We start from the raw sequence: 19241 nt of genomic DNA, 5'->3' as shown, positions 1-19241 counted from the left end.
TCCAGATCCACTGGCTCCCGTGCCCGGCCCTGCTGCTGCCCGAGCTCAAGCAGGCGGCCTGGCATCTGATCAACTCCGACCTGCCCGCCACCTACCTGCGCGCCCGAGGCAGCGCGATGCGCACCCGCCCCGCTGCAACCACCACCGCCAGCATCGTCACCCGGTGGATCGACCTCGCCGACGTCCTGCACCACCAAGGCATCAGCACCCTCGCCGAGGCCGACACCGCCGCCCTCCACGCCTACGGCCTGCACCTGAAGACCGACGCCACCGACCGACGCACCGCACGCCGCAAGTTGCTGGCCATCTCCAGCCCGCACGCCTACGACCAGCTCACCGCACACCCCACCGGGATGGCGCTTCCTCCCTGGGACGTTGACGACCTCATCGACGACTACCTGCCCAAGACTGGCGGCACCAACGGCGAGAACACCACCGAGCCCCTGGCCGCCACCACGATCGCGCCCCTACTCGCCTGGTCCCTGCGCCTGCTCGAAGACCTCGCCGACGACATCATCACCGCCGACACCACCGCCACCCGCCTCGCGCAGGCCGCCGCCTCCAACACCTTCGACCCGACCGCGACGCACACGCTCGAACAGCTCCTGCTCCCACGGCTCACGGCAGGCGAGCCCCTGCCGTCCACCACGCTGCACGGGCAGCCTGCCCTCGCCCGGACCTACCTCGCCAGCATCACCAGCGCCACCCCCTTCCAGGTCGACCGCATCAACCGCAGGCACGGCCTCACCGCAGCCGCCGCCAACCCCGGTCCCTGCCCGTTGCCCTCGCCCGTCACCGCCACGATCGACGGACGGCCCTGGCGCACCCACATCGACGACAACGAAGCCCTCGAACTGCTGCGGCACCTGGCCACCGCCGCGTTCGTCGTCATCGCCTACCTGACCGGCATGCGCCCCGAAGAAGTCCTCGCCCTGCCCGCCGGCTGCTGCCCCGACCCGGGCCCCGACGTGGACGGCAACCCGCCGACCTGGCACCTGATCCACGCCCGGCACTTCAAGACCGCCCGCGACCAGGACGGCAACCACCCCTCCGCCGGCACTGATCGCCCGAGCACCGGGCACACCAGCCGCCGCAGCCTCGCCAAGACGACGACCCGCCGGCCGTCCACCGGCACGTCCGCCACCGTCCGATGGTGGAAGCCGTGCACCCGCCCTGTCGGCGTACCACACACGGGACACGGCACCGGATCCTCCCGGGTCCGCGCGGTCACCCGGATCACGCCACACTCGCCCGTCACGTCCTCGACCACCAGCGCCGACAACCCTGAAAACACCACACTCACAAGCTCATTGACATCTCGCACACCATGCCAACGATGCCCGTCACTGCTGGTTGCCACCGACTACGGAACAGAGCCGGAATCCTGATAGTCCCTCTGCGCCGTCGCGGAGAAGTCATTCGCCCTCGGCCGTTCGCTCGCCGGGCAGCGGGGCGGGTCGAACCACCGGGAGTCGGTGAGCCGTTGACCGGCAAGAGGTTGTCTCGACCGAGGCCGGGGCGCACTGCCCTGCGGTACGCGTCCTCGGCTTCCGTGCCCGATGTAAGGAATGGTCATGCCCGTCTCGCCCGGCTCCTGGCTGTCCGGCCTTCTCCGGTTCGGTTCTTCGGGGAAGGCCCTGCCGTCGTGGTGGGCTGCGTTGATGGGGGGCATGTCGGGGTCGTCGTATCCGTTGGTGGATGCGGAGGCGCTGGTGGCGGGGGCTGGGGCGCTGCGGCGTGCGGCCGGTCGTCTGGACGAGCGGGCGGTGGCGTTCCAGCGGTTCGCGCTCGGGTTGTCGGCCGTCATGCCGGGGGCGGGCTCGATGATGGCCTCGACGCTGGTGAGCGTGGGGCAGCCGAGCCGGGACGGTGCGGACGGTCTGCGGGAGTGCGCGGACGGTCTGCGGGAGCAGGCCGCGCAGGTCGACTACGCGCAGAAGTCGGCGGAGGTCACCGCTCTGGTGACGCTGTGGATGGTGGCGCAGCTGGTGTGGGTGGTGGCGACGACGGGTGGGGTGTCGGCGGCGTTGATCCCGGAGGTGTTGGCGGGCGGGCGGCGGTCGGTGGAGGAGATCGTCGCGGAGTTGCTGTCGGCGATGCGGTCGGGGGCGGTGTTCGGGTCGGTGCAGGATCTGGCGATCCAGTTGTCGCAGCAGCGCGAGTACCGGGACGGGCTGGATGTGACGTCGTTGCTGATCGCCGGGGTCGGTGGCATGGCCGGTGGTCTGGGGGACGTGGCGGGGCGGGGTCTGGTGTCGGGGGTGGCGGGGCCGGAGCTGTTGCGCAGGCTGGTGGGTGGGGCGCTGGGCGGGGTGATCGGCGCGGATGCGGGTGTGGTGGTCTCCACCGCCTGGCAGGGTGGGCCGTGGGATGCGTCGGTGTTCGCCGAGGCGACTGCGGCGGGTGCGGGTACCGGGATGTTCGGCGGGGCGCTGCACCATGCCGTCGTGCGTAGACGCACCGCCTTCCAGCAGGCACTCCACGGCACGGCCGTGACCGAGCGGCCCGCGCAGTCGCCGACCGGCGAACCGGGTGTCGCCGAACGTACGGCGCCGAAGCGGCCGGCCGCGGTCACGAGCGGCGGGACCGGCGAAATGCCCGCTTCCGACCCGGCCACCGGGCCCGCCCTGTCCTACGAGCGCAGCGACTGGCGCAGCAGGGAGCGGAACTGGGTCCAGGCCGTGGCCAGGGCCCAGGGCCACCCGCTGGTGCGGGAGGTCCAGGCGCTGGCGCCCGAACGGTTGCGGGCCTGGCAGGACGCCCTGCCCGCAACTCACAGGCAGCAGCTGGACCTCCTGGTGAAGCCCCTCATGGCACCGGCCGACAGCCCCGCACCGGCCGCACTGTTCCCCGAACCCGCCGAACTCGTCGAGCTGCGCGCCACGTTCGCCGGTGAACTCGCCCTCCACCGGCTCACCGACCCCGGCACCACGGCCGACCACGTCCTCAAGGGAGAACGCCGCCGCCCGACCGACCGCGCCGTCATCGCCGACGGTCACGCCCGGCACGCCTTTCTCGGCGCGGCCGACCGCCAGACCGTCGCCGCCGACCGCCGCGCGGGGCGTCTCCCCGGCGGCGCTCCGAGCCACGGCTCCGAGCCCGTTCGACACGACACGTCCGGCGCCGAACGGAGCCCCTTGGAAGGGGCCTCCGGTCCCTCCTCGCTCCCTGCCACGGCCTCGTCAGGCGAGTCGTCAGTCGCCCTGCCGCACCCGCCGGCCGTACCGGCCCTGCCGATGCCGGTGGTCGATCGTCTGGCTCATCAACTGCGCCGGGAACTGACCGGCGAGGAGGTGAACGCACCCGCCCTGCTGTCGCTGCTGCACCAGGCCACCGCGGACTCCCGCCCCCTTCAGCCGGTCGCCGAACACTACGAACGGTCACACCACCAGAGCCTCGCCGAGGAGCTCTTCCAGGCCCGGGCCAAGGGCAGACTGAGCGACGAGGCCTACGCCCTGGCCCTGGACACCATGGCGTCGGCCCCCACTGTGGACCTGAGCCGCCTCGACCTCGCAGCCTTCGTGGCAGATCTCGATTCCGCCGTCACGTCCGGGGACGAACGGCGGCTGAACAGGCTCCTGCGCTCACTGCGGCGCACCATTCCCCTCGTCTTCGACGTGGAGGACGCCTATGCCGCCCGCTCAGCCGGCGGCCTGTCGCTGCAGGACGACCTGCGCCACGCATTCCCCGAGCACGGGGAGTACTTCGGCTTCCTGCTCGGCCACGACAACAACCTCGAAACGAAGGTCATCGGTCCCGCCGAGGCCCTGCACTGGCACGCGACGGCAGAGCGCACCACCTTCGTCGACGACGCGGGAGCGGAGTTGCCCGTCCCCTTCGACTACCCCGAGGACGGCTGCTACGCGCGCGCCCACGTGGTGGCGAAGATGCTCAGCAGGTCCGGCGTCTACTCCCGCAAGGTTTTCGCAGTATGGGACAATCCGGCGCTCGGGCTGGTGGCCGAGTCCGAGAACGCCGCCGGGGCGATGCCCGGTGCCCCGGGCAAAGTGCGCTGGATGTACCACGTGGCGCCGCTGGTACTCGTCGACGAGGGTGCGGGACGACACGTCGAGACCGTCATCGATCCTTCACTCAGCAACAAGCCCCAACCGCTGAGCAGGTGGCTGGCCACCATGGGCGTCCACTCCTACGCCCGGCTCGAGGGCTTCGAAACCGACCCACAGGAATTCCTGAGAGACGTCCGCGACCGAAAGAGGCAGCCCGTTTCGAGCGGCGGACTCGGCTTCTGGGGCTACCCCAAGGACACACCCGTGGTGTTCACCACCGGTCGCGTCAACCTGAATCACGTCTTCCGTGCGAAGCCGCTGCTCACGCGAGAAGAACCTTCTTCCCTGAGATTCCCGGAGATGACATGGGGTCCGGACAAGGGCAAGCTGAGCACATACAGCTCCGAGGCGCGGTACCGCGGCGAGCTGCGGACAGTACGCACCATGCTCCAGCAACCGCAGACCACAGCCCTTGAACTCAGGCAGCGCCTGAAGACGAGCCCGTTCGCGGCGCGTATCCGCCAGGACCCACTCGTCGCCCGTCCGTTGAGCGACCGGTTCGGGGAGAGCGTGTCCGACGACCTGATCGTGCCTCGCGTCATCCCCGCCCGGCTGCCCGACCTGCCGCCCGGACCAGTCCCCCCGCTCCACCCGCCTACCGGCACGGCACACCCGGCGCCACTCATCTTCCCGGCCGGCGCCGCCGCCGTGGCCCCGTCCCGCGCCGCCCGCTGGAAGCGCGTCCTGGACGACCTGCCCGTCCACGACGGCCTGCGCACCGTCGTTGTGCCCTACCTCAGCGGCGACGGCATCCCCCACAGCTCCGCCGGCCCGCTCACCCTGGACGACTTCAAAGGCCTCGCCAAGGCCGCCGGCTGGCAACCCGGATCGGACCTGCGCGTCGTCTTCGCCGCACTCCACCCCGACGCCGCCGACGGGTACGACCACCGGGCCTACACCGCGTACCTGCGGCGGGCCGCCCAGTCACTCGACCACGACCACCCCACGGACGGCGGGGGCGGCGTGGACATCTACACCGTCGGCACGCTCGCCCCCGACCTCTCCCTCGCCCCCGCCACTCACCCCAACGCCCCGAAGGAACAAGAGGACTTCACTGCCGAAGGCACCCACGACTACTGGGGGCACTGGGTCCGAATCGCCACCCACCCCGACCGTCCCCCGCGCTTCACCAGCGGCGGTGGCCAACTCCACCCCGTCACCCCCCACCACCCCAACACCGCCCGCCAGGAAGCGGTCGAATCCCACACCCATCCCTTCGACCACGCCCCAGGCCACCCGGAGCCCGCCGATGGCGTCGTCATCAGCGCACCCCCCATCGCGAAAGCCGACCCGCCCGCGCTCGCCCCTCAACCCGGCCTGTTCACCGTCATCCCCCGCGGCTTTGCGCCGTTCGGGCACCCCAACACCACCGACCACGCCGGGAAGCCGTTCGTCATCACCCCGGGCCTCCTCGCCCGAGCCCTGCGCCGCCGCGGTTACAGCGGGCAGGACCTGCTCTGGCAGGTCGCCTACCCGCCCGAGCACCGGGCCGCCGCCGTGCGCTACCTGCTGGATCTCTCCACCGAACTCGGCGGCCCCGACATCTACCTCCCCGCCGCTGGTTCCACCGGATTCACCGTCGACGACGGATACGTGAAGAACCGCGCCCACGGCGCGCTGGCGTACTACGAACGCCTCACCACGACTCCCGACGTCCCGGCCCGCTTCACCGCCGTCGACGGCACGCTCAGACGTCACCACCCCACCGCCACGCCCCCGATCGATCCCGTGGAGAGCGGAACTCCCCACGCCCCGGACGGTCCCACCGACTCCGCACCCCCGTCCCCATCCCTCAGTCCGGCCCACCAGACCCTTGTCGAAAAGGCACGCAAGGCCACAACGAACGAGATCGAGACCTGGTGGAAAGAGCACAGCTCAGGACACAGAGACCTACTCCAGGAGGAGCTCCGGGAACGGACCGCAGTCGAGATGACTCTGCCGGAGGACCCGAACGACCTCCGGCGCTGCGCCTACCTGCTTGAGCTGGCCCTCCTAGCCGACCTCGAAGACGACTTCGCAACCCTGTGCCCGCACCTGTTCAGCAGCGTCGGCCGATCCGGTGAAACGAGCAGCCACCCCGTCGGGGCCGGCGACGCCACCGACTCCGCACCCCCGTTCCAATCCCTCAGCCCGGCCCACCAGACCCTTGTCGAAAAGGCACGCAAGGCCACAACGAACGAGATCGAGACCTGGTGGAAAGAGCACAGCCCAGGACACAGAGACCTACTCCAGGAGGAGCTCCAGGAACGGACCGCAGACAGGGTGACGTTGCCGGAGGACCCGAAGGACCTCCGGCGCTGCGCCTACCTGCTTGAACTGGCCCTCCTAGCCGACCTCGAAGACGACTTCGCAACCCTGTACCCGCACCTGTTCAGCAGCGTCGGCCGATCCGGTGAAACGAGCAGCCACCCCGTCGGGGCCGGCGACGCCACCGACTCCGCACCCCCGTTCCAATCCCTCAGCCCGGCCCACCAGACCCTTGTCGAAAAGGCACGCAAGGCCACAACGAACGAGATCGAGACCTGGTGGAAAGAGCACAGCCCAGGACACAGAGACCTACTCCAGGAGGAGCTCCAGGAACGGACCGCAGACAGGGTGACGTTGCCGGAGGACCCGAAGGACCTCCGACGCTGCACCTACCTGCTTGAACTGGCCCTCCTAGCCAACCTCGAAGACGACTTCGCAACCCTGTACCCGCACCTGTTCAGCGACGTCGGCCGATCCGGTGAAACGAGCAGCCACCCCGTCGGGGCCGGTGACGCCACCGCGGGTCAGGACTCCCGGCCCGGTCGGACCACTCCGCCCGTCCGGCCGGACGAACCCGGCACACCGCTCCAAGAGGTCAGCCCACCTCCGGCACGGTCCGACACGCCCCCGACCGGCGCCGATCCCAGCAGCACCGCACACGGGCTCCCCGCCGGTCCCACCGAACCGGCTCAGCCCGCCGCCGTGACCAGTCCTCCCCGGCTGCCCACCGACGCGTGGCCCGCGGGGCTGCGCGAGAAGGCCCGGGACTTCCTGCGTGGCAAGACGGCCTCGGTCCTCACCGAGGACCAACTGGCCCTTGCGGAACGGACCCTGGACCTCGTCACCGCCAACGACCGTTCCGCCACCGCCCACCCGTTCGCCTCCGAGGCGACCATCCGCGTCTACCGGCGGAAGACCGCCGACATCCTGCGAAAGATCGCACCGAGCATCGACCTCCGCACCTACGACCCCACCAAGCCGCTGCCGCTGCCGGGTTCCGAGGCCCGCCTGCTGAGCATCCACTCCGTCACGACCCCCAACGGCCGTCCGCTACCCAGGCCCGTCGTGGAGGCCGTCACCCGCACCGTCGTCGCCTACCAGCGCGGCTCGCTCCGCAACGAACCCGCCATCAGCGCCACCACGGCCCCCGCGCGCAAGGACCTCGACACCCCACCCGGTTCCGCGCGCCCGGCCGTCACGCGCCGACCGGTGGTGAAGACCGGCACGCGCTTCGACGACACCACCCCTGCTGCCCGCAGAGCTGGCACCGGAGTCGCGCCACGGGCTTTCCGCCTGCCCACCGTCGCACTGCCCGCCACGGAAGAACCGCACCCGCCTGGTGCCACGAACCGCACCCGCACGCCCGGGTCCGGTCGTACCGGTCCAGTCCCAAGCCCTGTGACCCCGCACAGGCGCACACCCGAACCCGCCGTGCCCTCCTCACACCGCGCCCGCAGCCATCGACCGACAGCCCCGGCCCCCGCCCGGCCCGAACGCCCCCGCACCGCCCCGGCCGGAGTCCCGCCGACTCCCCCGAACACCACCGCACCCGGCTCGGCCACCCGGGGCACGCGCCTCACCACCCGGCCGAACACCACCCGCGCCAAACAGCCTCCCGTCGAGCGGCAACCCGGTTCGCGGCAGAAACCCGGGCCTCAGGAACTGCTTGAGCGCACCGGCCTGCCCTCCGAGGGGTCCGCTGCCGCACGGTTCAACGTCCACCTCGCGACACACCTCACCGAGGCCGCCACCACCCTCCGCCCCCGCCTCGACCCCCGCGACCCGCTCACCCGCCTGCGCCGCCACGTCTTCGGCACCACGCCCGCCACCGACACCGAGCTGCTCGGCCTCGCCCACACCCTGATCGACGTCAACTACCCCATCACCCCGGACACCCTCCGAGCCCTCCAGTCGCTCACCCCCCTCCTCACCCCCGGTACCACCACCCCCTCCCCCGAGGCCCTCACCACCGTGGTCCTCGGTATCCCCGACCCCCGCCCCGAAGACGTCTGTGACCTCCTCGACATCGCCAAGGCCCTCCTCGACTTCAACGATCTCCGCAGGGTCCACCACCCGTTCACCATCGACATCCTCAAACGCGCGGCCGAGGGGCACGCCCCCGACCAGAACATCCGGGCGACGTAGCCGGCCCGCTGTCACCCGAGGGGACCGGTAGGGACTATCAGGATTCCGGCTCTGTTCCGTAGTCGGTGGTGACGCTGCGTCCTCATTGCGGGAGGAGGACGCGGTGGCGGAGGAGGTCGAATCCGGCGCGGCCGTGCATCTGGCGCATGATCCTCCTGGTGCGGGTGTTGACGCCTTCGGTGCGGCCGTTGTGGTACGGGAGGGTGAGTCCGGCGTCGACGGCGGCGCGGTCGAGTTCCAGGCCGTTCGTGAAGGAGTGCAGGTGGGGCAGGTCGGCTGGCGCATCGAGTACACGTCGATGCCCGTCCCGGCGTTGTCACTGAACTCGCCCTTCAGCAGGTGCGGGATGCCGGCGGCGAACTCCACGACTTCCAGGCCGCGTTGGATGTCGCCGTGGGCGTCGGCCACGGTCTTCCCGTGTTCGGCGGAGAGCAGCCGGGCGAGTTCGTCCTTCTCCCGCTCGACCAGTTGGAGGAAGCGCAACAGCACCCGGGCCCGCCGCTGCGGGTTCCAGGCCGCCCACACGGGCTGTGCCTGGGCCGCGTCGGCGATCACCGCCTCGACCTCGGCGCGGTCCGCCAGCGGCACCCGGGCCTGCACCCGGCCGGTGTTGGGGTCGAAGACGTCCCCGTAGCGGCCGGAGGTGCCGGCGGTGGGCTTGCCGGCGACGAAGTGGGTCAGTTCACGGACCATCGGTTCCTTCTCTCGACAGGGATGGGGAGAGGAGGAATGGAGGCCGCCGACCGCGAGCGGGCGCACGGTGGTGCGCCCCTCGGCACGGGCGTGCGGCGGTAGAACGGACCGTCAGGGTGTGGGCGCCCCGGCAGCCGTCGGCACGGGACAACCAGGAGCAGTGGAACGGGAGCAGCCCGGAGTCATGCGTGTCGTCTCCATCCTCGTGGAAAACACGAACCACCCGCGGCCGGTATCCTGACTCCCGGATCACCGCACGCCCTCAGGCCTTCCCGGCTGGCTGCCAGTGGCCGTCATCTGCGAGGACGAACTCCCCGGTCACAGTGGCGGGACCGTGCCGGACTCACACCGGCTTCCCTGACACCGCGGACCTGCCGTCGACCATATAGTTGGACGTCCTAGTAAGTCCAGAGGTCTGTGTAGGCGTTGCGCCATCGGGGCCTGCCACCCCGAACACCGCCCCGACTACCCCCTGGAAGAAGACCGTCCGCGACTTCGCCATCGCTTAGGACTTGTCCGCCCGATCATGTGACTATCGGTTGCCTTGCTCGTTGTGCTGGGCATGGGGCGGGGTGATCTGACGGATGAGGAGTGGGAGCGGCTGCGGCCGTTCCTGCCGGTCAGCAACAGGCGTTGTGGCCGGTGGCGGGATCACCGGCAGGTGATCGACGGGATTCTGCACCGGGTGCGCACTGGTGTTCAGTGGCGTGATCTGCCGGAGCGGTTGGGGCCGTGGAAGACCGTCTACGAGCGGCACCGGCTGTGGTCGGCCGACGGGACCTGGGAACGCCTGCTCCAGCAGGTGCAGGCCGAAGCGGACGCGGCCGGCGACATCGACTGGGACATCTCGGTCGACTCGACCATCGTGCGGGCCCACCAGCATGCGGCCGGTGCCCGCGCTGACCCGCCACCGGCCCTCGGGCCAAAGGGGGCTGGGCCAGGGGAACACCAGGACGAGACGCCGTGGCAGAGCCTCGTTGCCCGCCTGGTGGAGGTGGTGCTGGAGGCGAGGGCCTGAGCCGCTCGCGCGGCGGGTTCACCACCAAGGTCCACCTGAGCGCGGACGGCCGCTGCCGTCCGCTGTCCCTGGTCGTCACGCCGGGGCAGCGGGCGGACTGCACGCAGTTCGAGCCCGTGCTGGAGAAGATCCGCGTCCCGCGGACCGGCTTGGGCAGGCCCCGCAAGACGCCCGACAGCCTGGCCGCGGACAAGACACCCCATGCAGATATCGGGTCAAGCAGCTGCAGCGAGTGGTGACGGTTTCGGCGGAGCGAATGCGATCGCTTCATCGAACTTCTGGCAACTGGTCAAGCAGTGGTGGAGCTGACCGAGCATGCGGTTGAACAGGTGACGGAGGGCCGCGTAGTAGCGGTCACCGGTCTCCCGTCGCCGGTTGTAGTGGGCATGGGCGCCGGGCGAGGCGGTGAGCGCTGCGAAGGACCAGTGCCTGCCGGTTGCGGCCAAGCGACTGTTCTTGATCCGGCGATGGCTGACGCGCCGGCTCTTGCCGGACTCCCGCGTCACTGGGGCACTTCCGGCATACGCTTTCAGATCCCGAGCGGTGTCGAACCGGGTGCGGTCGTCGCCGATCTCGGCGAGTATCCGGGCGCCGGTGAGCACGGCCAGGCCCGGAAAGCTCGTGATGATCTCCGCATCGGGATGCTGCAGGAAGAGCTCCTCGGTGGCGCGCGCCAGGTCGTCGCAGGCCTGGCAGGCCGCCTCGAGCTGGCCGAGCAGAGCGAGTGTCTGGCGTCCCATCGCTCTTTCCACCAGGGCCGGTTGGTGCAGCCAGGACTGGCGGAACACCTCGAGCAGCCGGTCGGTCTCGGCCTCGATCCGGCGCTGGCGGCCGGCCCGCATGACGGCAGCCTTGAGCCGACTGCGGGTGAGCTTGGCGGCCTCGGCCGGGGTGGGGGCGATTGCCAGGATCGCGCGGGCCTCACGGGACAGCAGCCGCTCGCGCTTGCCAGCGAACGCCTCCAGGACCGCCGGGTAGTACTCGCGCAGGTGCGATCGCAGACGGTTGTGGGCCCGGGTGCGGTCCCAGACCGCGTCCTGCTGGGCCCTGGCAAGGACGCCGATCGCCTTGACCAGGTCGGAGTCGCCCGGTAGAGGCCGGTGGAGTTCGGCGTCGGTGCGCAGGATGTTCGCCAGCACGACGGCGTCCTGGTGGTCGGACTTCTTGCGAGAGACGACGTGCCGGTCTCGGTAGCGCGCCACGGCCATCGGGTTGATTGCGAAGACCCGACGCCCGGAAGCCCGCAGACAAGCCACCAGGAGCCCGCGTGAGGTCTCGATCGCGATCGGGATCGGATCGTCCGGGCTGTCGCCGTGCTCGGCAAGCAGTCGCAGCAGGTCCTGGAAGCCTGCCGCGTCATCACTGATCCGAAGCTTGCCCAGCAGGTGGGCTTCGGAGTCGACCACCGCCACGTCGTGATGGTCCTCGGCCCAGTCGATCCCGCAGGTCACGTGCATGCGCACCCCTTCCGAGCCTTCGCTGTCCGTCGGCGTCGAGCCGCGGCAGGACCACCCGGCGACCTAACAGAAGCGCTCGCGGGCGCACCACCTCATCAGCCGTCCGTGGCCCCAGCTGCCCCCGGGGTCCTCGCTCTCGTGAAGAGCTCCACGGCTCCGGCTGATCAGGAGGTGGCCCTGGGAACGGCTCGAACAACGGCACCGTACGACGACCGCGTACCAAACGGCAGGGGCCGCGCATGCGTCCCTCTTGTCGAAGCGCTCCCAGGCGCCGCTTACAGACCAGACGTCCCGCCCCGCCCCTGCCAGGACCGCCAAAAAGCCGACCCACGACGCCTATTAGGCCTACAGCAACGGCCCTTGCCGCGCCTACCTGCGCAGGCGCGGCATCCCGCACACGATCCCGGAGAAGACCGACAGCCGGGCCGCCCGCCTGCGCAAGGGCTCGCGCGGCGGGCGGCCACCGGGCTTCGACGAGGAGCGGTACAAGAAACGCAACACCGTCGAACGCGCCATCAACAAGCTCAAGCACGCCCGAGCGGTCGCCACGCGCTACGACAAACGCGGCTACGTCTACCTCGGCACCGTCGCCGCAGCTGCCCTCGCCATCTGGCTCCGCACATGATCGCCCGGACAAGTCCTAGCCGAGCAGCGGTCCCGCCAACTGCCGGTGGGTGGGTCAAGCAGGCACCTGGCCGGCCACGAAACCCTGCGGTTCCCCCGGGGCCTTCCCTGCGTTCAGGCGCCGCATCGCCTCCGCTGCAATCAGCGCGGTCGGGATGGCCGCGGCCGGCACCGTCCACCACGGCAGGCCGACCCAGAACGCGAGCACCGCGGGCATGACGCAGGAGAACAGCGTCCAGAAGATGAACGACCGGACGAGGGCAAACGTGGTGGTACGGCCGGTGAACAGTCGTGTGCCCAGGGCGGCGGCGAGCACCGCCAGCAGCGCGACGGCAGTGCCCAGCCCGGCCAAGAGCTGCACCTCGTCGCGGGGCTCGTCGACGGAGGCCTGCGCGACGCCGGCCCGCTCCAGGCGCATCACCTGGCCGCGCCACAGCGTGCCGTCCACCCGGTCGCCGGGCTTCAGATCCTCTAGCAGTGGCCCGTCGTTGCCGAACCGCACCGTGCCGCTCCAGGACGGCGCGCCGTCCAGCGTTGCCAGGCGGTCCTTGTGCCGGAGGACCGTGCCGCTGACGGTGAACGACACCGTGCGCACGCACTCCTCGACCGCCGCGCCCGGGCTTTCGGCCGGGCAGGTCGCGGCGACCGAGTACGAGCGGGACCGCTCGGCGTCGTCCGGCATCCGGACGCCGAACACGTACCAGGCGGCCGCTGCCGGGACGAGCGCCGCCGCGGCGAGCAGCGCGCCGCCGGTGCGGATCCATGGTGAGGGACGGTGGGTCATGATGGTTCTCCCCCCAGTCCGGTGCGCAGCCGGAACGCCTGGGTTGCCGTCGCCGGGGCGTGCCGCCCCGCCCCTTCCGGGGTCGGACGGCACCGGAAGGCCGGAACGCCGGACGGTGTCTCAATTCTCGGAATCTGTCCGAAGTCCACTGAAGCCCTGTGGACGGTGGGTAACGTCTGAGGGGGCCGGGGTCGGCATGAGGGGCGGCGGGTCCGCAGCCGGGGCCGGGCCGACGGCGTGCCGGCGGACCTCGCGTCGAGCGCCACGCACACCACCCCCGGACCGGCCCGCGGACACAGCTGTCCCTTGTTCGCCGACCAGGCTTCCCGGCACTCCTTCGTGCACGCTATCGGATTCCGCCCCGGCTTCGCACGCGGGTTCGCCAGGCCGCCCGCACCGATTCGTCGACCGGTACTCCTGGTAGCCGGCCGTGCGCGTGGAGCGGAACTTCCTCCCTCGCTCGGCTCGTCCAGTCCACACCGCGCGCCGGTCACCACCCCGGGAGAGTCGGCGGCACACATCCCGCAGCGCCGCCGGGGAAGCGACCCCCGCTCAGCCAATGACCCCACCCGTCCACGCCGGGCCCGAACCTGATCGACCGGACAAGTCCTAGTGTCCTGCGCCGGAGATCCGTCGGCAGAATCGGGCGAGGGAGTCGAGGATCTCGTCGGCGGTCTTGGTCCAGGTGAACGGCCTGGGGTCCTCGTTCCAGTTCTTGATCCAGGCGCGGATGTCCCTCTCAAGGGCCTGAACGTTCTTGTGGGCACCGCGCCGGATCATCTGATCGGTGAGGAAGCCGAACCAGCGCTCCACCTGGTTGATCCACGAGGACCCGGTCGGGGTGAAGTGCATGTGGAATCGGGGATGTTGCGCCAGCCAGGCGCGGATGGCCGGGGTCTTGTGGGTGCCGTAATTGTCGCAGATCAGGTGGATGTCGAGCCCGTCGGGAACCTCGCGGTCGATCTTGACGAGGAACTTCTTGAACTCCGCCGCACGGTGGCGGCGGTGCAGTGAAGTGATGACCTTCCCGCTGCTGGTGTCGAACGCGGCGAACAGGGTGGTCAGGCCGTTGCGCACGTAGTCGTGGGTCCGGCGCTCCGGCATGCCCGGCATCATGGGCAGGACCGGCTGGGAGCGGTCGAGGGCCTGGATCTGCGACTTCTCGTCGACCGACAGCACCACCGCGCCTTCGGGCGGGTCGAAGTACAGGCCGATCACGTCGTGGACCTTCTCGATGAAGAGCGGGTCGGTGGACAGCTTGAAGGTGTCGGCCAGATGGGGCTTGAGCTGGAACTTCCGCCAGATCCGTCCGACGGTCGACTTCGAGAGGCCGCTGCGGGCGGCCATCGAGCTCCGGGACCAGTGTGTCGCGTTCTTCGGGATCTCCTCCAGTGTCGCCACGACGACCGCCTCGATCTCGTCGACCGCGATCGCTGCACCGCGCCCCGCGCGGCGAGGCGATCCGCACGGTGCTCACCTGCCTGGTGCGCCTCACCGACGACGTCAAGCACAACGGCCGGACACTACCGGGCTGGTGGACCGCCACCGGACCGTCCGGAACGCCCGACGACAGCTTCCCTGGCGGGCACGCCAACAACGGCCTCGCGCACGGCATCACGGGCCCCCTCGCCCTGCTCGCCCTGACACTGCGCCAGGGTGTGGAGGTGGACGGCCAGCGCCAGGCGATCGGCACAATCGTGGCCTGGCTGGAACGCTGGCGCGACGGCCACGTCTGGCCGTACTGGATCACCCCCGCCCACCTGGACGGCACCGCGCGCACGCCGCTGCTCCCTCAGCGGCCGAGCTGGTGCTACGGCACCGCCGGCCTCGCCCGCACCCAGCAGCTCGCTGCCCTCGCCCTCGGCGACCAGCGCCTGCGCCACCAGGCCGAAACTGCCCTCGCCACCGCACTGGCGGACCCCAAGGCGCTCGCTACGACCACCGACCTGTCTGCCTGCCACGGCTTCGCCGGGCTCGCCCACATCGCCCACCGCGCCGCCGACGACGCCCTTCCGCACAACGCGGCCCGCCTGCACTCCGCCGCCGCCCTGCTCCTCGACACCGCCCACCCGCCCGGCGCCGACCCCGACAAGCAAGCACGCCACCTCCTGGCGACGGCAGGGCCCGGGTTCCTGGAAGGCGCCGCCGGCACCGCCCTCGCCCTGCTCGCACCCGCCACCGGCACTGCACCAGCGACCCGCTGGGACGCCTGCCTCCTGACCACCTGACCAAGGACCCCTTCGATGACCACCGGCTGGATCCAGCACGACCTCGTCTTCGCCGACCCCGCCACCGTCGAACAGATCACCGCCCACCACCTGGCCCCCGTCCTCATCCACGCTCAGAACTCCGGCCTCCTGGAGGGCTGGTGGTACATGCGCAAGGGCGGGCTGCGATTGCGCTACCGCACCGCCGCCCCCGCCCCCGTCGTGACCGCACTTCTGGACACGCTCGTCGAGGAGGGGCTCGTCGAGGGCTGGGCCACCGTGGTCTACGAGCCGGAGACCGAGGTGTTCGGCGGTCCCGAGGCCATGCAGATCGCCCACCGGCTCTTCCACACCGACAGCCGACACCTGATGGCCCGTGCCGCCAAGCCCGAGCCGCCCACACTCGGCCGCACCGAAACGTTCGTCGTCCTCGTCTCCGCCATGCTCCGCTCCGCCGGCCTCGACTGGTACGAACAAGGCGACGTGTGGAGCAGGTTCGTCGCCGAACGCCCCGAGCCGCCCTCCCTCACGCCCGAGCGGGCCGCCGCCCTGAATGCCGCGATGCACCGCCTGATGACCCTCGACACCCGCCGGCTCACCCGCCCCGGCGAGCCGCTCGCCGGACACACCGGCTGGGTCGACGCCTTCGAGACGGCTGGACAGGACCTTGTCCGCGCGGCCCGCGACGGCCGCCTCACCCGCGGACTGCGCGCCGTCCTCGCCCACCTGATGATCTTCCACGCCAACCGCGCCGGCGTACCCATCGAGCACCAATCCACCACCGCCGCACGCGCGTTGGACATCGCCTTCCATTCCGGTGAGGGCTCCGCGCCCTCGCAGTCCACCATCCGCACAACCACTAGGGTCGCCCACGTGACTACTCTCAGCAACAACATCGCCACCCCGAACACCGAGCAGCTGCGCGACAGCCTCACCGACCGCCTGCTCACCCAGGGCACCATCCGCACCGACGCGGTCGAAGCCGCCTTCCGCACCGTCGCCCGCGAGCACTTCCTGCCCGGCTTCCCCCTGGAGGCCTCCTACGCCGACACTCCCACCTACACCAAGGCGGACGGATCCGGCACCCGGATCAGCGCCGCCTCCCAGCCCGCGATCGTCGCACTGATGCTGGAGCAGCTCGAAGCCCGGCCCGGCCAGCGCATCTTCGAGGCCGGGGCTGGGACCGGCGTCAACGCCGCCTACCTGGCCACCATCGTCGGCCCCGACGGGCACGTGGTTGCCGTGGACGTGGACGACGACCTGGTCGACGGCGCCCGCAAGCACCTCTCTGACGCCGGGATCACCAACGCCGACGTGATCCTCGGCGACGGCGCCCTCGGCCACCCCGACGCCGCCCCGTTCGACCGCATCATCGCCACCGTGAGCACCAGCGAGATGCCCACCGCCTGGCTCCAGCAGGTCAAGCCGACCGGGCGGATCGTCCTGCCGCTGCGCCTACGCGGCACCGCCTCGCGCACCATCGCCTTCGAGCGCGGCGAGAACGCCTGGGTGTCGGTCGACGACCAGCTCGCCGTCTTTATGCCTCTGCGCGGCAGCATGGACGACGCCCGCCGCACCGTCACCCTCACCCACGAGGGCGACGTCACCCTCCAGGCCCACAAGGACCAAACCGACGCGGTCGACGCCGACCTGCTGCTCGGCGTCCTCGACACCGAGCGCCACGACGTCTGGACCGGCGTCAGCATCCCGGCCGGCACCACCTACGAGTACCAGGACCTGTGGCTGGCCCTCCGCTGCCCCAACTCCCTGATGAGGATGAGCGTCACCGGCACCGCCCGCGAACGCGGCATCGCCCCCATGTTCGGCTGGGGCGCCATGGCCACCGTCCACACCCACTCCCTCGCCTACCTCACCCTGCGCCCCGGCGAGCCCGACGCCAACGGCCGCAAGACCTACGAGACCGGCGTCATTGGCCACGGCCCCGCCGGCCAACAGCTCGCCGACCTCGTCGCCGAGGAAGTCCGCACCTGGAACACCGGCTTCCGGAGCCGGAGGCCGCGCTTCGAACTCCCCGACACCCCCGCCACCGCGGACCCAAACGCCGGCCGGTTCGTCCTGAACCGCCTCCACCACCCGATCACCGTCATCTGGGAGTAGTCCGCATGCACCCGACCGGCCCCGTCGCCCGGCGCTTCCCGCTGGTCGCACGCCACCGGCCCGTGTGCCTGCCCCTCGACGCCCGTGTCGGCCGGCTCACCGAGCTGGCCGACACGGCCTCCCGGCAGAACGACCCGGGCCTCGCATCCACCGTCTTCAACCAGGCAGCCCTCCTCGCCACCGACCTCGCCCTGCCCGACTACGCCCGCGAGCTGTGCCACCGCCACGCCGCCCTCTACCTCACCCGCGGACCACTCCCGGCAAAAAGCGCCATCCGCGGCCTCGAACCCGTCGTCAACCTCGCCCGCCTCCATATCCGCGCCGGCCATCACCAGCGCGGCCACCAACTCCTCATCGACCTCTACCACGCCGTCACCACAGCCACGGAGACGACGCTCGACGGCATCACCATCCCCGCCCGCCTCACCGAGACCGACCAGCAGCGCCACGAAGTCCACGAGTGGCTGTGGCGCGTCGTCATCGCCGACGGCACCCGCGCCCTCACCACCGCCGGCCGCTGGGCGGACGCCCTCCACCACATCGAGAAGCACCGCGGCATCGGCCAACGCATCCTCGACGGCCGACAAGTCGCCATCCTCGCCCGCGCCACCACCGCCGACCTGCCCGGCGCCCTCGCCCTGCTGGACACCACCCAGCCGGGCGCCCCCTGGGAGGACGCTGTCACCGCCGTCCTCACCGCACTGTGCCGCCCCGACGACCGACACGCCGCCAAAACGGCAATCGACCACTGCCTCGCCCTCGAACCGACCGAGGGCCTGGCCGTATTCACCACCCGCCTCACCCTCACCGCGATCGACGCCGCCGACACAACCGCACCCACTGCCCGAAACCTCGCACACCACCTGGCTCTCCGAACCGCCGAGTCCGGCGACGGCTACGCGCTCCGGGATCTCCTCGCCCACCCAGTCGCACTCGCCCACCTCCGCGCTGCCCGGGTCGAACTCCTCAGGGAGTCCCTGGGAGCCTTCGCGCTGAACACCGGCACCCTGTCACCACACCTCAAAGCCGCCCTGAAGGACGCGCTCGACCGCGCAGGAACGGTGCTGGAAATGGCGCGGCTCGACCCGACCACTCCCAATTGCGACCCGATCGAACATCGGGCTGAACAAGGCACTACGCCCTATTACTCCAGCTGTAGATCGTGATCTTGGTGGTCGAGTGCCAGGTTTCGGTTGAACTGATTTCCGCCTCGGCGGGGCTGGTTCGATGCGCTTGCTGTCCCAGCTGGACTGGTCAGTGGGGATTGATGGTGCCTTCCGAGCCATAGAAGCGGCCCTGATCGCACAGAGCGTCGATCTCAGCGTTTTCCTCCTTGCTCAGCTGGGCATCCAGCGCGACACCGATGACGTGTCGGGCGCGGGCCAGCCGCCGAGGAGGCGAGCCAGCGTCTCGACGGCTGAGAGCGTACGAAGATCTTCCGGAATTTCCGCTGGTCAGATAGGGTGCCAGAGTGTTCCGCCGATCTGGACGAGGGCGGCCAGGGCGAGGCGGGTCTTCTCACCGCCGGACAGGACCCTGGCCGGCTTGTCGGCGTCGTCGCCGCGGAAGAGGAACGCGCCGAGCACGTGCCGCAGTTCGCCGTCGGTCAGGTCGGGCGCGGCCTTGGCGAGGTTGTCGCGGACGCTGAGCGTCGGGGCCAGGGTGTCGTGCTCCTGGGCGAAGTAGCCGAGGCGTAGCCCCGTCCCGGGGACGACGCGGCCGGAGTCCGGGGTCTCCTGACCGGCCAGGATCCGCAGCAGCGTGGTCTTGCCCGCACCGTTGGGCCTGAGGTGACCCCCGCGGTGTGGACACACCTGAGAATGGATCTCGTTGGTCCAGGAAGGTGAAGATCCACGTGGGACGTCCCTCGAAGTACAGTCC

Annotated in this window: 6 protein-coding genes, 7 pseudogenes and 1 riboswitch; of the genes and pseudogenes, 6 read left to right on the top strand and 7 right to left on the bottom strand. The window is 70.7% G+C overall.

Annotated features, from left to right (window positions below):
- Window positions 1-976: 976 nt before the first annotated feature.
- Window positions 977-1294: pseudogene (locus tag AB0O11_RS34015) on the bottom strand (transposase family protein); the annotation flags it as partial.
- 280 nt (window positions 1295-1574) lie between these two features.
- Between AB0O11_RS34015 and AB0O11_RS34010 the strand changes: the two are divergent.
- Window positions 1575-8459, top strand: a complete 6885-nt coding sequence (locus tag AB0O11_RS34010; protein WP_363394755.1) for a protein-glutamine glutaminase family protein — start codon at window positions 1575-1577, stop codon at window positions 8457-8459.
- Between the two features lie 82 nt (window positions 8460-8541).
- Here AB0O11_RS34010 and AB0O11_RS34005 read toward each other — a convergent pair.
- Window positions 8542-8744 (bottom strand): annotated as a pseudogene (locus AB0O11_RS34005) (ISL3 family transposase); the annotation flags it as partial.
- A pseudogene (locus AB0O11_RS34000) lies at window positions 8739-9152 on the bottom strand (aldehyde dehydrogenase family protein); the annotation flags it as partial. The pseudogenes AB0O11_RS34005 and AB0O11_RS34000, both read right to left, overlap by 6 nt.
- Before the next feature lie 209 nt (window positions 9153-9361).
- Window positions 9362-9553: riboswitch (cobalamin riboswitch) on the bottom strand.
- A gap of 161 nt (window positions 9554-9714) precedes the next feature.
- Here AB0O11_RS34000 and AB0O11_RS33995 point away from each other — a divergent pair.
- Window positions 9715-10364: pseudogene (locus AB0O11_RS33995) on the top strand (IS5 family transposase); the annotation flags it as partial.
- A gap of 21 nt (window positions 10365-10385) precedes the next feature.
- Here AB0O11_RS33995 and AB0O11_RS33990 read toward each other — a convergent pair.
- Window positions 10386-11627: an IS110 family transposase gene (locus AB0O11_RS33990; protein ID WP_363394753.1), complete on the bottom strand. Its 1242-nt coding sequence runs from the start codon at window positions 11625-11627 to the stop codon at window positions 10386-10388.
- Between the two features lie 343 nt (window positions 11628-11970).
- On the opposite strand from AB0O11_RS33990, the pseudogene AB0O11_RS33985 reads away from it, so the two are divergent.
- Window positions 11971-12252, top strand: a pseudogene (locus AB0O11_RS33985) (IS5/IS1182 family transposase); the annotation flags it as partial.
- Window positions 12253-12306: 54 nt separating this feature from the next.
- Here AB0O11_RS33985 and AB0O11_RS33980 read toward each other — a convergent pair.
- On the bottom strand, window positions 12307-13035 hold the full coding sequence (locus tag AB0O11_RS33980) for a hypothetical protein (RefSeq protein WP_363394751.1): 729 nt from the start codon (window positions 13033-13035) through the stop codon (window positions 12307-12309).
- A 609-nt stretch (window positions 13036-13644) separates the two neighbouring features.
- Window positions 13645-14487: pseudogene (locus tag AB0O11_RS33975) on the bottom strand (IS630 family transposase); the annotation flags it as partial.
- A gap of 17 nt (window positions 14488-14504) precedes the next feature.
- Here AB0O11_RS33975 and AB0O11_RS33970 point away from each other — a divergent pair.
- From AB0O11_RS33970 to AB0O11_RS33960, 3 genes are read left to right on the top strand one after another with little or no spacing between them, the layout of a single operon-like run.
- On the top strand, window positions 14505-15263 hold the full coding sequence (locus tag AB0O11_RS33970; protein ID WP_363394749.1) for a lanthionine synthetase LanC family protein: 759 nt from the start codon (window positions 14505-14507) through the stop codon (window positions 15261-15263).
- Window positions 15264-15278: 15 nt separating this feature from the next.
- The gene (gene fxlM / locus AB0O11_RS33965; protein WP_363394747.1) at window positions 15279-17360 is read left to right on the top strand and encodes a methyltransferase, FxLD system; all 2082 of its coding nucleotides are present in this window, start codon (window positions 15279-15281) and stop codon (window positions 17358-17360) included.
- A 5-nt stretch (window positions 17361-17365) separates the two neighbouring features.
- Entirely contained in the window at window positions 17366-18526 is a 1161-nt protein-coding gene (locus AB0O11_RS33960) for a hypothetical protein (RefSeq protein ID WP_363394745.1), read from the top strand.
- Window positions 18527-18847: 321 nt separating this feature from the next.
- Here the strand turns inward: AB0O11_RS33960 and AB0O11_RS33955 are convergent.
- A pseudogene (locus AB0O11_RS33955) lies at window positions 18848-19141 on the bottom strand (ATP-binding cassette domain-containing protein); the annotation flags it as partial.
- Window positions 19142-19241: the final 100 nt, after the last annotated feature.

This window comes from Kitasatospora sp. NPDC093102, from assembly GCF_040683915.1.
Lineage (GTDB): Bacteria > Actinomycetota > Actinomycetes > Streptomycetales > Streptomycetaceae > Kitasatospora.
This window is presented reverse-complemented; position numbering and strand designations above follow the sequence as displayed.